Source organism: Chitinophagales bacterium (assembly GCA_019638515.1).
Lineage (GTDB): Bacteria > Bacteroidota > Bacteroidia > Chitinophagales > LD1 > UBA7692.
The window spans coordinates 416,502-430,372 of the sequence record JAHBTS010000001.1; the positions used below are offsets into that span (position 1 = coordinate 416,502).

Annotated in this window: 12 protein-coding genes and 1 tRNA gene; 7 read left to right on the forward strand and 6 right to left on the reverse strand. The window is 41.1% G+C overall.

Annotated elements, in window-relative coordinates; genetic code table 11:
- The first annotated feature begins 26 nt into the window (after positions 1-26).
- The 4 genes from KF872_01840 to KF872_01855 all read left to right on the forward strand — a co-directional run bounded on the left by KF872_01840 (position 27) and on the right by KF872_01855 (position 3,526).
- Positions 27-1,343, forward strand: a complete 1,317-nt coding sequence (locus KF872_01840) for an oligopeptide:H+ symporter (protein MBX2902269.1) — start codon at positions 27-29, stop codon at positions 1,341-1,343.
- A complete protein-coding gene (panC, locus tag KF872_01845; GenBank protein ID MBX2902270.1) occupies positions 1,343-2,203 on the forward strand; it encodes a pantoate--beta-alanine ligase in 861 nt (286 codons plus the stop codon). The genes KF872_01840 and panC overlap by 1 nt, the downstream gene beginning before the upstream one ends.
- A complete protein-coding gene (locus tag KF872_01850) occupies positions 2,200-2,955 on the forward strand; it encodes a shikimate dehydrogenase (GenBank protein MBX2902271.1) in 756 nt (251 codons plus the stop codon). The genes panC and KF872_01850 overlap by 4 nt, the downstream gene beginning before the upstream one ends.
- A 250-nt stretch (positions 2,956-3,205) precedes the next feature.
- A complete protein-coding gene (locus KF872_01855; GenBank protein MBX2902272.1) occupies positions 3,206-3,526 on the forward strand; it encodes a hypothetical protein in 321 nt (106 codons plus the stop codon).
- Between the two features lie 77 nt (positions 3,527-3,603).
- Here the strand turns inward: KF872_01855 and KF872_01860 are convergent, their stop codons facing one another.
- Together KF872_01860 and proS are read right to left on the reverse strand one after the other, a co-directional pair.
- Positions 3,604-4,185 (reverse strand): MarC family protein, encoded by a 582-nt coding sequence (locus KF872_01860; GenBank protein ID MBX2902273.1) that lies wholly within the window; start codon positions 4,183-4,185, stop codon positions 3,604-3,606.
- A 166-nt stretch (positions 4,186-4,351) separates the two neighbouring features.
- Positions 4,352-5,827: a proline--tRNA ligase gene (proS, locus tag KF872_01865; GenBank protein ID MBX2902274.1), complete on the reverse strand. Its 1,476-nt coding sequence runs from the start codon at positions 5,825-5,827 to the stop codon at positions 4,352-4,354.
- A 127-nt stretch (positions 5,828-5,954) separates the two neighbouring features.
- Here proS and KF872_01870 point away from each other — a divergent pair, with 127 nt between their 5' ends.
- A complete protein-coding gene (locus KF872_01870) occupies positions 5,955-7,373 on the forward strand; it encodes a hypothetical protein (protein ID MBX2902275.1) in 1,419 nt (472 codons plus the stop codon).
- Between the two features lie 17 nt (positions 7,374-7,390).
- A complete protein-coding gene (locus KF872_01875; protein MBX2902276.1) occupies positions 7,391-8,884 on the forward strand; it encodes a hypothetical protein in 1,494 nt (497 codons plus the stop codon).
- Positions 8,885-8,895: 11 nt separating this feature from the next.
- On the opposite strand, the gene KF872_01880 is transcribed toward KF872_01875, so the two are convergent.
- From KF872_01880 to KF872_01895, 4 genes are all read right to left on the reverse strand, one after another.
- Positions 8,896-9,492, reverse strand: coding sequence for a bifunctional nuclease family protein (locus tag KF872_01880; protein MBX2902277.1), 597 nt, complete (start codon positions 9,490-9,492; stop codon positions 8,896-8,898).
- A gap of 145 nt (positions 9,493-9,637) precedes the next feature.
- The gene (locus KF872_01885) at positions 9,638-10,615 is read right to left on the reverse strand and encodes an electron transfer flavoprotein subunit alpha/FixB family protein (protein MBX2902278.1); all 978 of its coding nucleotides are present in this window, start codon (positions 10,613-10,615) and stop codon (positions 9,638-9,640) included.
- Between the two features lie 61 nt (positions 10,616-10,676).
- Positions 10,677-11,420 carry an electron transfer flavoprotein subunit beta/FixA family protein gene (locus tag KF872_01890; GenBank protein MBX2902279.1) on the reverse strand — a complete coding sequence of 248 codons (744 nt, stop codon included), beginning with the start codon at positions 11,418-11,420 and terminating at the stop codon, positions 10,677-10,679.
- Between the two features lie 736 nt (positions 11,421-12,156).
- Positions 12,157-13,434 carry an insulinase family protein gene (locus KF872_01895; protein ID MBX2902280.1) on the reverse strand — a complete coding sequence of 426 codons (1,278 nt, stop codon included), beginning with the start codon at positions 13,432-13,434 and terminating at the stop codon, positions 12,157-12,159.
- Positions 13,435-13,797: 363 nt separating this feature from the next.
- Between KF872_01895 and KF872_01900 the strand changes: the two genes are divergently transcribed.
- A tRNA-Pro gene (locus tag KF872_01900) sits at positions 13,798-13,871 on the forward strand.

Here is a 13,871-nt window from a genome sequence, read left to right on the forward strand (position 1 = left end):
TATTTGCCAATTATTACTTTTGAATAATGTTTAACAAAGCAACTAAATGGAGTCTTTTCCCAAAGTCGGCTCCTTATATTGTTGGTACAGAATTAGCAGAGCGTTTTAGCTTTTATGGCATGAAAGCAATCCTTGCCACCTTTCTGGTAAGCAACTTTTTTAATCCGGAAAATAACCCTGCCACGCAGGCAGGTGCCGAAGCGCGCTCAAATGAAATTACACATCTTTTTACAGCCATATCTTATGGCTGTTGTATTTTGGGAGGCATACTTGCCGATAAGTTTTTGGGTCGCTATAAAACAATTGTTTACCTAAGTATTATATACATTATTGGGCACTTGTTTTTAGCCGTTTTTGAAAGTAATTACCAATGGTTTATTGTTGGCTTAATGCTCATTGCCATTGGTTCCGGAGGCGTAAAACCGAATGTGAGCGTAATGGTGGGCGACCAGTTCGATAATCCTGAAGATAAGAACATAAGCAAGCTATACGATGTGTTTTACTTTGCTATTAACTTAGGCGCTTTCTTCTCCATGCTTATTATTCCTGTATTGAAACACCGCTATGGCGGAGCAATAGCTTTTGGTGTGCCGGGCTTGCTTATGCTGGTGGCATTACTCATTTTTTTGGCAGGAAAGAGGCAATATAAAATGGTGCCGCCATCTACCACAGGTAGTTCACGAACATTTAAGGAAACGGTTACCATACTCTCTAAAGTGCTGGTGGTGTTTGCATTCATACCGTTGTACTGGGCATTGTGGGATCAAAACGGATCTGAGTGGGTGTTGCAAGCCGCTAAGATGGATTTGAATTTTATGGGTATTACTTGGCTTAGCGAGCAAATTCAAGTGGTAAATGCTATTCTTATTTTGGTGTTTATTCCATTGTTTTCGGTAGTGGTATATCCATTGTTAGAAAAACTGGGAGTACGGGTAACTGCAGTTCGAAAGATTGGTTGGGGATTTGTGTTGGTTGCTGTTACATTCTTGCTTACAGCGTGGATTCAGCAGCAGCTTGATGCAGGTGTGAAATTGAATATTGCATGGCAATTATTGGCTTATACCATTCTCACAGCCTCAGAAATTATGGTGTCTATTACAGGTTTAGAATTTGCATTTGCACGCTCGCCAAAAGATATGAAAAGCACTGTAATGTCGCTTTGGTTTTTCACGGTTTTTCTTGGAAATATTTTAGTGTCGTTTATTAATAACAGTATTCACTCCGGTGGTTTTTTTAGCGGTTTCTCAGGGGCTTCCTATTTTATTTTGTTTGCAGGTATGATGGCTGCAAATACCATACTTTATTTTGTAGCAGTAAAAGTTTTTAAAGCAGATTCCGAATAATGAAAGTTTTTAAAACTGTTGAAGCATGGAAGAAAGAACTTGCTTCCTTACAAGGTAAAACTATAAGTTTTGTTCCCACAATGGGCGCTTTGCACGAAGGGCATTTGAGTTTAGTAAAGCAAGCCAAGCGCAACAAAAATTATGTGGTGGTAAGCATATTTGTAAATCCAACCCAGTTTAATAATGCCAACGATTTTGCCCAGTATCCCATTACTGTAAATAAGGATATGGCATTACTTAAAAAGGTAAAATGCGATGCACTTTTTTTACCCAGTGTAGAGGAGATTTATCCGGAGGGAACGGAGCAGAAAAACGCAATAGATTTTGGATTTGTTGCCAATACTTTGGAAGGAGAATTTAGGCCGGGGCATTTTGCAGGAATGGCACAAGTAGTAGAGCGCTTGCTCCGCATTGTAGAGCCACAGAAATTATTCATGGGACTAAAGGATTACCAGCAAGCGCTTATTGTTGGCGCACTTATTAAAAAGAGGAAACTACACATTGAACTTATTAAGTGTGCAACCAAACGCGAGGCAGACGGGCTTGCCATGAGTTCGCGCAATGTACGGCTAAATAAAGCATCGCGAGCAGTAGCGGTACAGCTCAGTAAAGCATTGTTTTATACACGCAGAAAAATTGCTGCATTAAAAAAGGCAGGCGAGTATATTCCTATAGCCACCATTACGGCAGCCGCAAAAGCCAAGCTGCAAGCCTATCCTGCAATTGATATTGAGTATTTTGAAGTGCGCAACGCACTTACACTGCAGCCGCAAAAGAAAATATCGGAGCAGCCGTTGGTAGCTTTGGTGGCAGCTAATGTTGGCGGAGTACGTTTAATAGATAATGTGGTAATCCCATGAAAGTAGGTTTGGTAGGATTTCCGCTGGCACATTCTTTTTCAAAAAAGTATTTTGAAGAAAAATTTCAGCGCGAACAGATTACCAACGCCTCCTATGAATTGTTTCCAATAGAAGCAATAGATAAATTGCCTGCTCTGCTATTGCAAGAGCAACTCAATGGCTTAAATGTTACTATTCCTTACAAAGAGCAAGTGCTGGCATACTGCACACATCTCTCTGATGAAGTAGCAGCAATTGGTGCCGCCAATTGTCTTAAAATAATTGGTAATGAAGTGCACGCGTTTAATACCGATGTATTTGGCTTTGCCGGTAGTATTCAACCATATTTAAAACCACATCATAGTACAGCACTTATTTTAGGTACGGGCGGCAGTGCCAAAGCCGTACAGTTTGTATTGAAGCAACTAGGTATTCCATTTCAACACGTTTCGAGAAGCAGTATGCACGGTTGCCTTACTTACAGTGCCCTTTCTTTGGAGTTAATAGAAGCGCATCCAATTATTATCAATACTACACCGCTGGGCATGTTTCCTAACATAGTAGCCAAGCCTGCCATTCCATATAGTGGTTTATCGGCAAAACACATAGTGTTTGATCTTGTTTACAATCCGGCTCAAACCGCATTCTTGCAAGCAGCTGCGCAGCAAGGTGCTGTTGTTGTAAACGGTTTAGAGATGTTGCATTTGCAGGCCGAAAAGTCGTGGGAAATTTGGAGCAATAGTACTTGTGTAGTGCATCTTGCCAAGCATTAGCCAATGCAGTGTTTGCCAATTAAATAACCTTACTTCTACGGCAATACACTAAAAAAGGTTACATTCAATTATCTTGAATGTGCAGGTTTTAAAACCAATAATATATTGATTATCAATTGTTTTTGTTTTTAACTGGTGAAATAATAAACTCAACAATATGCTTGATGTGTAAAACACAAGGGGTATTTGGCAACCTATGTTTGCATCATGTAAACGATATTGTTTACAGGGCACAAAAAAAATCTGAATTATGGAACTATTATTTGCAATCCTTATCTCGTTCGCATTAGGTGGAGGCGATGGCGCTAACATTACCGGAGGTTATGGCGATCTTTTCTACAAAGATTTAACTGCCGAAGAGCAAAAGAAATTTGATGAGATAACCATCACCGGAGGTTATGGCGATCTTTTCTTTAAAAACTTATCGGATGCTGAGCAAAAAGAATTAGCAAAACTGACCATCACTGGAGGCTATGGCGATTTGTTCTTTAAAGATGGCGCCAACATTACCGGAGGTTATGGCGATTTGTTCTTAAAAACACTCGAGCAATTGAGAGACGAACAGAAGTAAGATTTTAGTTTAATTTTTAGGGTAATACAGAATGAAAAAAAGCGGGTCGAATGGCTCGCTTTTTTCGTTTTGGGTAATTACAGTTTAATAATACTCAATACTGCATTGGTAAAGATACGCACAGCAATGGCAGTAAGTATTACGCCAAAAAACTTATTCATGGCGTTGAGCGTGTTTTGGCTCAATCGTTTTTCAATCCAATCTATACTTATTAAAACGGCATACACAATTACCAAGTTAATAAGAATACCTACTACCATATTCTGAACAGAATACACAGAGCGCAGCGAAATAATAGTAGTAAGCGTGCCTGCACCTGCAATAAGCGGAAACCCGAGCGGAACAATGCTGCCGCTCTTGCCTACTTCGGGGTCGGTTTTAAAGAAACTGCGGCCCAAAATCATTTCTATACCAATAATGAAAATTACAATAGATCCTGCAATGGCAAACGATTGCACATCCACTCCCATGAGTTTTAGCAAGGCTTCACCTGCAAATAAAAATACAATCATAAGGCAACCGGCAAATGCGGTGGCAATGCCCGGATGAAAGTGAAGTTCCCTGCGTTTTAAACCCAATACCACCGGAATATTCCCTACAATATCAATTACGGCAAACAACGAGAATGAAATAGATACAATATCTGCAATAGAAAACATGCTGCAAAGCTAAGAAGGTTTTAGGTGCAGGCTTTTAAATTTTCTCAAATAAATAGATTAGTGGTAAAATGTTTTCAAAACAAATTACCAACGGCAAGCGTATTTCAGGAAGTTGAGTGGATTCAGCTTTAATAAAAGAGGCAGATATTCTCTGCCTCCAATACGTTTAGTATGCTCTTGCAAAAATTACACGCTCTTTAGATGGTTTGCCGCTAAATACGCAAACTCCTTGATCTTGTTTGTTGTTGAGCGGAATACAGCGGATGGTAGCTTTGGTAAGTTCCTTAATTTTTTCTTCTGTTTCAGGAGTGCCATCCCAGTGGGCACTTAAAAAGCCTTGCTTGTTTTCAATAGCATCTTTAAATTCTTCCCATGTATTTACTTCGCGAATATTGCTGTCGCGAAAATGCTTGGCTTTATTGAAAATGTTTTGTTGAATTTCGTGTAGCAGGTTTTCAATATAAGTGCCAATACCTTCAAATGGTTGCGAAGATTTTTCTTTGGTATCGCGCCTTGCAATTTCTACTGTTCCGTTCTCTAAGTCGCGCATGCCCATTGCCAAGCGCACGGGCACACCGCGCAATTCATATTCGGCAAATTTAAAGCCGGGGCGCTTGGTTTCATCATCATCAAATTTTACGCTAATGCCTTTTGCTTTCAACTCTTTTAAAAGTGGTTCAACCTTATCGTAAATCTTTTTTAAATCTTCTTCTCCTTTGTGAATAGGAACTATTACCACTTGCAGTGGTGCTAATTTGGGAGGAAGCACCAAGCCATCGTCATCGCTGTGTGCCATAATAAGGGCGCCAATTAAACGGGTAGAAACACCCCACGAAGTGGCCCAAACAAATTCTTGCTTACCTTCCTTATTTAAGAATTGTACGTCAAAAGCTTTCGCAAAATTTTGTCCTAAAAAGTGCGATGTGCCGGCTTGTAGTGCCTGCCCGTCTTGCATCATGGCTTCAATACAGTACGTGTCTTCTGCGCCAGCAAAACGCTCGTTGGCGGTTTTCTTTCCTTTAATTACAGGAAGTGCCATCCACTCTTCGGCAAATTTGGCATATACTTCCAACATACGTTCGGTTTCTTCTATTGCTTCTTTAGGAGTGCTGTGCGCGGTATGGCCTTCTTGCCATAAAAATTCTGCTGTACGCAGAAATAAGCGCGTGCGCATTTCCCAACGCACCACATTGGCCCATTGGTTAATAAGCAATGGTAAATCGCGATAGCTTTGAATCCAATTTTTGTAGGAATTCCAGATAATGGTTTCTGAAGTTGGGCGTACAATTAGTTCTTCTTCGAGTTTGGCTTCGGGATCCACAATTACACCTTTGCCGTTTGGATCGTTTTTTAAGCGATAGTGGGTTACCACCGCACACTCCTTGGCAAAACCTTCTACATGCGCAGCTTCCTTACTCAAAAAACTCTTAGGAATAAAAAGTGGAAAATATGCATTTACGTGTCCGGTTTCTTTAAACATGGCATCTAAGGCATCGTGCATTTTTTCCCAAATAGAAAAGCCATATGGTTTAATTACCATGCAGCCGCGTACGCTGCTGTAATCTGCCAGTCCGCCCTTAATTACTAAATCGTTGTACCACTGTGAATAATCTTTCTCGCGGGTTGCAATATCTTTTGCCATGTGCGTTATTGTTTGTTGAATTGCTTTACAGCTGAATGTTAATGTTAAAAGAGGTTGCGAAAATATAAAAACCCTAATGCTTTAAACCCTTGTAAGCTAAATTTGTCAAGAACCAAAAATAAAGGGTATGAAAAAGAATATTCTTGTTGCCATTATTGCTGTTTCACTTTTGCAGGTGCATGCCCAAGATGATGTGTATTACAATCCCAATAACGATAAGGGCACCAAACAAAGTTCAAGCGCTAATTACCAGCAGCAGTACGAAAATTCTACTCCACAAAACAGTAGTAGCAACAATTCTTTGCCAAGTAATACAGATCCATATAAATACGATGATGGAACAACAGCATCGCGCTCCTATAAAAACGATGGATATACTACTCCGGCTGCAACCACCACGTATTATTATGACGATAACGATTATTACTATACCTCGCGTTTAAGAAGATATTACACGCCCTCGTGGGGAACCGGATTTTGGGATCCTTGGTACACCGATTTGTTTTTTTATAGCGGCAACCCAATGTACTGGGGAAGCAACATTTATGTAAACATTATGCCAAGTTGGAACTGGTGGCGTCCAGGACCTTATGTGGTAATATATGATTCGTGGGGTTGGAATAATTATGGATGGAATAACTACGGTTGGAATGGATATGGATGGAATAACTACAACTGCTATAACCCATGGCACCGATACGGTGGAAATTATTATGGTTGGAATAATGGCTATTACAATGGATACTATAATGGGTATCAAAATGGTTATTACAATGGCTACAACGATGGTATGTACGGAAATTGGTATGGAGGCATGTATGGAAAAACTTACGATGCTTCAGGACCTCGATTCCAGCAAACATCTGCTAACTCCGGCAGCAATTCATTGCCCGGAAAATATGGTAAAACAGATGAAAATACTCCGAGAGAAGGAGTGTTGAAGCCGGGAACTACAAGCGGACACAGCCCTGCTACTTCTGCTCAGCCCAAGCCTCCGGTAAACAACACAGTGGCAAAGCCAATAGAAACGCCACAAGTGCCACGTGATGGTTGGAAAAACACACCTGCCGTTACCGAAACTCCCAATAGAAACAATACTCCGGGAACTATGGAAGCCACACCGCGACCAAAGCCCGATAATATACAGCCTGAAAGTTCGCCAGGTTGGAATAATATAGAGAGAAATAATGGCAACAAAGATAGGTTGAATAACCGTTGGAACAATGTACAGCGTGAGCAGCCCAATAGCGTTATTCCAAGTGAGCAGCCATCGCGAGTGGCACCGGATACGCGCGACAGAATGGAACGAAATTTTGAACCGGTTCAACGTCCACAACGCAACTTTGAACCGCGCCAAATAGAGCCGCAGCGCAATGTTGAACCACAACACGTACAGCCACAACGTAACTTTGAACCGCGCCAAATGGAGCAGCGTAGTTTTGAACGTTTTGATAATGGAAATCGCCAAATGCAGCCGCAACGAATGGAGCGAAGTGAACCTGTACAGCAACGCAACTTTGGAGGCGGAATGAGAAGACACCCTTAATTTAAGCAACAGCAAGCATGAAGAAGGTTTGGATATTTATCTTCGGCAGTTTTTGGCTTGCCGAAGTATTTGCACAAGTGTATGATGCCGATGCGCTCAAGTATGGGCGCTTGCAAACAGGCGGCACAGCTCGCAGTATGGGAGTGGCCGGAGCTTTTGGTTCTGTGGGTGCAGATCTTTCTTCTCTTTTGGGTAATCCTGCCGGAATTGCATTGTATCGTGCTTCAGAGGTTTCGTTGGGAGTTGGTATTAGTGCGTCTAATACCAATAGCAATTTTTTAGGGCAGGAGCGATTGGGGACTAAAAGTGCTTTTGCATTTAATAATGGCGGATTTGTGTTTGCAGGTGCCATTAAGCAAAAGGGAAAAGTTTCGTTTTCTTCGTCTAATTTGAAGTTTGTAAACTTTGCTGTTACCTATAATCGTCTTTCTTCTTTCAACCGAAATGTATTGTACGATGGATTCAACCAAAATAATGTGTTTGCCGATTCGTGGTTGGGGGAGTTGAATGGGTTGAATGGAGCGCAACCAGCCTATGGCAATGCAAGCACGGCTGCTGTTTTAGCGTTTAATAACGAGAGTGTTTTTAAAGATTCTGTTTCGGGACAGTATGTTACGTATATGCATGCGCCATTGTCGCAGTCGGGGAGTATAAAAGAAAGCGGTGCTTTGGATGAGGTGAATGTGGCGGTGGGCTTTAATATTAACGAGAAGTTTTTTTTTGCTTTTGATGCCGGAATTCCTTTTTTATCGTACACCGCCATCAATGAGTTTGGGGAGCGCGATGCAGCAGATTCTATTGTTTACTTTAGCGACTATACTTTTAAGCAACAGTACCGAAGCAGTGGAGTAGGTTTTAATTTGAAGTTGGGTTTTATTGTGCGTCCGGTGGCTTGGTATAGAGGCGGTTTGGCTTTTCATTCGCCCACATGGTTTAGAGTAGATGAAAATTATTATGCTTCGATTATAGAGCATTACAATAGTCAAGAGTATTCAACAGATGCCACTTTTGCTCCGTTTCGCTATAAGTTGAACCAGCCTATGAAGGGCGTGGTGAGTAATAGTTTTTATTTTAAGCAGTATGGTTTTGTTTCGGTAGATTATGAGTTTCAAAATTTTGGAGCCATTAAGCATAATTTTTCGGGCTACGATGCCATGAATACTTCAATAAATACGGTGGTGAAAAACAAGTATGGTTTTGCGCATACGGTGCGGGTTGGGGCAGAAGGTGCGGTGCGTTGGTTTAGAGTGCGTGCCGGATATGCTTGGCAAAGTACACCATTTAAGACTGGTGTTGGCGCAATAGGTTACAATGAGCAAAGGCATGTAATTGGTGCAGGCTTGGGTTATAGGGGCAAAAAGTTTTTTGCAGATTTAGGTTACCAGTTGTTGCAGTATAATACTTACTCGCAGCCTTATCAATCTGGCGATGGCCATGAGCCTTCTGTAAAAACAGTGAATAGATTACACCAAGTGCTTCTTACACTTGGTTGGAGATTTACAAAAAGCTAAGCGGTGAAATTTTACTTTTTGCGCTTGGTCATTTCATCTCGTATGCGGGCGGCTTTTTCGTAGTCTTCGCCTTCAATGGCTGCTGTGAGTTGGCGTGTGAGCTCATCATCGGTCATGCCACTAAAGTTGCTGCTGCCGGAAGGTACGGGCTGCTGTGCCAATTCGGCAATTTCTTTTTCTACGGAGGCTTCTTCGTTTGGATCGGCTTCTACTCCGGCTTCGCGTAAAATATTTTCTTCAACAAAAATGGGGCAACTAAAGCGTACGGCAAGTGCTAAGGCATCGGAGGTGCGTGAGTCTATTTCGTAAGTTTCTCCATTTTGTTTACATACCAAGTTGCTGTAAAAAACGCCCTCTTGCAATTTATTGATGTGTACTTGCTCTAATGTAATATCGAAAGTGTCGCATACCATTTTCATGAGGTCGTGTGTGAGTGGTCTAGAGGGGCGCATATTATCTAGTGCTACGGCTATGGCTTGGGCTTCAAAACCGCCAATTACAATTGGTAGCCTACGTGAACCGCCTACTTCGCCTAGGATTACGGCAAAGGAGTGAGATTGTGTTACGCTGTGTGAGAGTGCCAATATTTCCAATTCAATTTTGTTCATGCTAGGTTTCGTGTGTTCAAGTACTGTTGTTCAGTTTTTTTTTGAAAGTAGGTGCAAACTAATTGAGTTTTACGAACTTGCCAAATAAAAAAACCACACAGCTAATGGCTTAAACTGTGTGGTTTTGTAGTGTTTATGTAGATGCTTAGTGTGCTGCTTTAAATTTTTTAATTTCTTCAATTAGCTTAGGCATTACTTCAAAAGCATCGCCTACAATACCGTAGTCTGCTGCTTTAAAGAATGGTGCTTCGGGATCGTTGTTTATTACCACAATTACTTTGCTTTGGTTTACTCCGGCTAAGTGCTGTATAGCTCCGGAAATGCCAATGGCAAAATATAGGTTGGGGCGAACGGTGATACCTGTTTGCCCAACGTGTTCGTGGTGCGGTCTCCAATCTACATCGGCAACAGGGCGAGAGCAAGCTGTGGCTGCTCCTAATTCTGTTGCTAAATTTTCTACCATCCACCAGTTTTCAGGACCTTTTAATCCGCGGCCTCCGCTTACTACAATTTCGGCTTCGGTTAATGGTATGGTGCCTGTAACTTTATCTACACCTTTTACTTTAATGCTGAAATCTGCATCGGTAACATTTGGTGTAAATGCTTCTACGGCTGCGGCTCCTTCTCCTTTAGCAATTGGGAATGAGTTTGGAGTGAGTGCTACTACTTTTTTTGCAGTTGCAATTTGGTAGTTGGCAGCTGCTTTGCCAGAGAATACATTTTTCTTGGCAGTTAATTTTCCTCCTTCGAAAGTAGGTAATTCTGCTGCTCCTGGTACGTAGCCAGCGCCTGTGCGTACGGCTATGCGTGGTCCTAAAAGTTTACCGTTTTGGTTAAACGAAAGTACCACTAAATCTGCTCCGGTTTTTTCGGCTGCTTCTGCAGTAGCTTTTGCAAATAGTTTAGAGTCGAAAGCGTTGAATCTAGCATCGGCTGTGTGGAGTACTTTTTTTACGCCTACTTTTCCGAGTGATGCTGCTTCATCGGCAGATGCTTCGCCTAAAATTAGTGCTACCGATTCTGTGCCGGTGGTTTCTGCAACTTTAGATGCATAGCTTGCTGCTTCAAGTGATGCTTTTTTTATTTTTCCTTCTGATACTTCTACGAATGTTAAGATGGCCATCTTTAAAAATTTATTGTATTGAATAATGCTGTTTTTTCTCTTTAGTTTTTTGCTCCTTTATTTAGATTACTTTGGCTTCTTCGTGGAGTAAACGCACTAATTCTGCCACATTATCCGGGCTTACCATTTTAGCTTGTTTTGCTTTTTCAGGTAATGCAAACGATACAATGTTTGTTCTGTTTTCAACTGCGGTAGCAGGAACTACTTGTAATGGTTTTGTTCTGGCAGCCATAATTCCTTTCATGTTTGGAATACGTGCTTGTGCCAAATCTTTAGAAGCGCAAACTACCAATGGCAATGAGGCTTCTACGGTTTCTGTGCCGCCTTCAATTTCGCGTGTAACGGTGGCGGTGTTTCCGGCAACTTCGAGTTTGCTTGCAAGTGCTACAGCAGGAAGGTCTAGCAATTCTGCTACCATGCCGCCTACTTGAAAACTGTTGAAATCAATAGTTTCTTTTCCGGTAACAATAAGGTCGAATTTTTCTGTTTGGGCGTATGCTGCAATTTGTGAAGCTACAAAGAAGGCATCGGTAGGCTCGGCATCTACACGCACAGCGCGGTCGGCACCAATTGCCAAAGCTTTGCGAATAATTTGCTCGTTGTCTGGTGCGCCTACGTTAATTACTACTACTTCGCTGTCGGCATTTGCTTCTTTTAATTCAATGGCGCGTGTAAGTGCATACCATTCATCGGTTGGGTTCATAATGAATGTAACGCCATCGTTGCTGAATTTTGTACTGTTGTCGGTGAAAGCAATTTTGGATGTGGTATCCGGTACTTTCGTAATTGGAACTAGAATCTTCATGTTTATTGAAAATTTGGTTATGTAATTTTTTTAAGTGGTGCGAAAATAACCGAAACCTTATACTATCAAAACGCTAATTTAATGCAAGTGATTTTTGTTGAAAATCAATGCGGAATGAGTGGGCACAACCCGCTGATATTCATGGTTTGCTGTATAGTTTTGCTCATGTGAAGTTTTGTGCTAATTTTTTCTAAAAGAAAATTGATTAGGCTGTGAGGCGGCTTTTGGATAAGAGTCATTCTTTTCGGCAATTATGTTCATTTGCGTTAGGGCTGAATGCCATTTTTGTTTTGCCTTTTTATCGTATTGCCTCAGGTGTATTAGGCGGCTTATCATTTTTGCAAAATACTTATAGACAGTTTCGTGATAGGTCTGCATAAGTTGTTGTTGCAAATTTTGGAGCAGACGATCCTTTAGACGTAACAACTCAAGGTGATTCTGCTATATTCCCCGGTACAATATGGATGATTAATTTTATTTCAGATTCAATCACCATTCTTGAACCTAATGATTATATAGGTTGCCAAAGTACCTTTAGTTTAATAACTGAATCTGCTTGTGGTAGCTATATTGCTCCAAGTGGAGCAATATATACAACATCACAAACCGTAATTGATGTTATGCCCAATAGTGCCAATTGTGATAGTATTGTTACTATTGATTTGGGGGTTCATTCAATTGATACTTCTGTTACAAGTAGTGGAAACATATTAACCGCAAATGCATCCAATGTTACTTATCCCACACTTTCTTTATACATGTCATCGAAGTTTAGATACTGCTGCGATACTTGTAAGATATCTTCGGCAGTTGTGTTACGCACGGTTTTAAGCAAGTGGTGAATATGTGTAGCATCTTGCTCGTGCAGCAGCAGACCTTTGAGTGTTTCAGAAAAGCGGATGGCTCCATCTACTCCTCTTAAAATTCTGCCACTCATGTAGTTTTTTACGGTTTCTAATTCTTCATCATCTACCGGTTCGTTTCGCATAATGTTTACTTCTTTTTCTATTTCATGTAGTGTTGCCAAACGAACTTCTTTGCCTACTTCGCTGGAGATATCTAGGTAAGAACCGTGCGGATATGAAATAAGAGAAGAATGAATGCCGTAGGTATATCCTTTTTCTTCGCGAATATTAGCCATGAGGTGCGATCCGAAATAGCCGCCAAAAATGGTGTTGGCTACCATGAAGCGAATAAAATCAGGATGCTTTTTATGTAGAGAAATATTACCCACTTGAATGGCGCTTTGCACACTTTCTGCTTTTTCGAGGTGGATGGTTTTTTGCACGCTGCTCTCAATCTTATATGTTTTTTCTTGGGCGGGTGTTCCCTTCCAATTGTTTTGTCCGAAAATGCGGTTTATATCTTCAAGCATGGCTTGGCTGTAATTGCCCGCCAGCATCATAAAGCAATTAGATGCATTGTAAAATTGTGTTGAGAAATTCTTTAAATCGCTACAAGAAAGCGCATCGAAATCTTGCATTTGCGTTACTCTTCCGAAAGGATGTTGCGCCCCCCAAACAGCTTGTACAAACTGGCGATTCGATAAAAAATCGTTTTTCTCTAATTCTACTGCAAGCCTCTGTTTTCGGTTGGAGATAATAGTGTGTAATTCATTTTCAGGAAAAATGCTTTCAGTAAGCACTTCAAACATAGTGGGCAATTGCTGTTGCAGGTGTTTGCTTAAGCAATAAATGCTCATTGATGCTACTTCTGCGCCTGCGGAGGTGTTAAAGTTAGAACCATAAAAATCAAAGAAGTCGGCCAGTGCTTTTCCACTTTTGCTTGTGGTGCCCTCGCGCAACATGCGCGATGTGAAATCGGCAACCAGGTTTTTTTCTTCGAACCATTTGCCGGCTTTAAAAACCAGTTCAAATTTAACTACATCGCAATTGTCTGAAGGAATGGCATATACTTTAATGCCGTTATCTAAAGTAATATACTCAATAGCGGGCAGCGATACGGTTTCTATTGCACTAATAGCAGGTGCTTCTGCACGGTTTATTTCACTCATGGTTGCATTTGTTTTGCAGTGCGAAAATCATTTTTTTAATGAAGAATGGCTGCTAAAAGATTTGAAGATCGGAGTTGATATGTTGGATGAAAGGCATTTGAGTAAAAAAGCATTTGGTGCAGTGCCGAGTAAGGGCATCTAATAATAAAGACTTGACTAGGTGCAAATTGGCGGAATGCAGTTTCATAAATTTCTGAATTTCTTTAAATGCTGTTAGAAAAAATGTGCTGAATGTATATGTTTGTCGAATCGTTCTTGGGAGAAACTCACCACGACATGCAGGTTCTAAAAATTGCACGAGGCAAAGTGTAAAAGAATTTGTTTTTAGAGTAAGCGTAAGCAAGCTGAATGCCAACTTTTTTTCTGGGTGTGGCGCAGCCTGGTAGCGCACTTGCATGGGGTGCAAGTGGTCGCTGGTTCGAATCCAGTCACCCAGA

Excerpts from the sequence above, each read along its gene's own strand:
- KF872_01895 (MBX2902280.1), bottom strand. The coding sequence starts at position 13,434 with ATGAGTGAAATAAACCGTGCAGAAGCACCTGCTATTAGTGCAATAGAA.
- KF872_01880 (MBX2902277.1), bottom strand. The coding sequence starts at position 9,492 with ATGAACAAAATTGAATTGGAAATATTGGCACTCTCACACAGCGTAACA.
- proS (MBX2902274.1), bottom strand. The coding sequence starts at position 5,827 with ATGGCAAAAGATATTGCAACCCGCGAGAAAGATTATTCACAGTGGTAC.
- KF872_01855 (MBX2902272.1), top strand. The coding sequence starts at position 3,206 with ATGGAACTATTATTTGCAATCCTTATCTCGTTCGCATTAGGTGGAGGC.
- KF872_01840 (MBX2902269.1), top strand. The coding sequence starts at position 27 with ATGTTTAACAAAGCAACTAAATGGAGTCTTTTCCCAAAGTCGGCTCCT.
- KF872_01850 (MBX2902271.1), top strand. The coding sequence starts at position 2,200 with ATGAAAGTAGGTTTGGTAGGATTTCCGCTGGCACATTCTTTTTCAAAA.
- KF872_01875 (MBX2902276.1), top strand. The coding sequence starts at position 7,391 with ATGAAGAAGGTTTGGATATTTATCTTCGGCAGTTTTTGGCTTGCCGAA.
- KF872_01890 (MBX2902279.1), bottom strand. The coding sequence starts at position 11,420 with ATGAAGATTCTAGTTCCAATTACGAAAGTACCGGATACCACATCCAAA.
- KF872_01885 (MBX2902278.1), bottom strand. The coding sequence starts at position 10,615 with ATGGCCATCTTAACATTCGTAGAAGTATCAGAAGGAAAAATAAAAAAA.
- KF872_01860 (MBX2902273.1), bottom strand. The coding sequence starts at position 4,185 with ATGTTTTCTATTGCAGATATTGTATCTATTTCATTCTCGTTGTTTGCC.
- panC (MBX2902270.1), top strand. The coding sequence starts at position 1,343 with ATGAAAGTTTTTAAAACTGTTGAAGCATGGAAGAAAGAACTTGCTTCC.
- KF872_01870 (MBX2902275.1), top strand. The coding sequence starts at position 5,955 with ATGAAAAAGAATATTCTTGTTGCCATTATTGCTGTTTCACTTTTGCAG.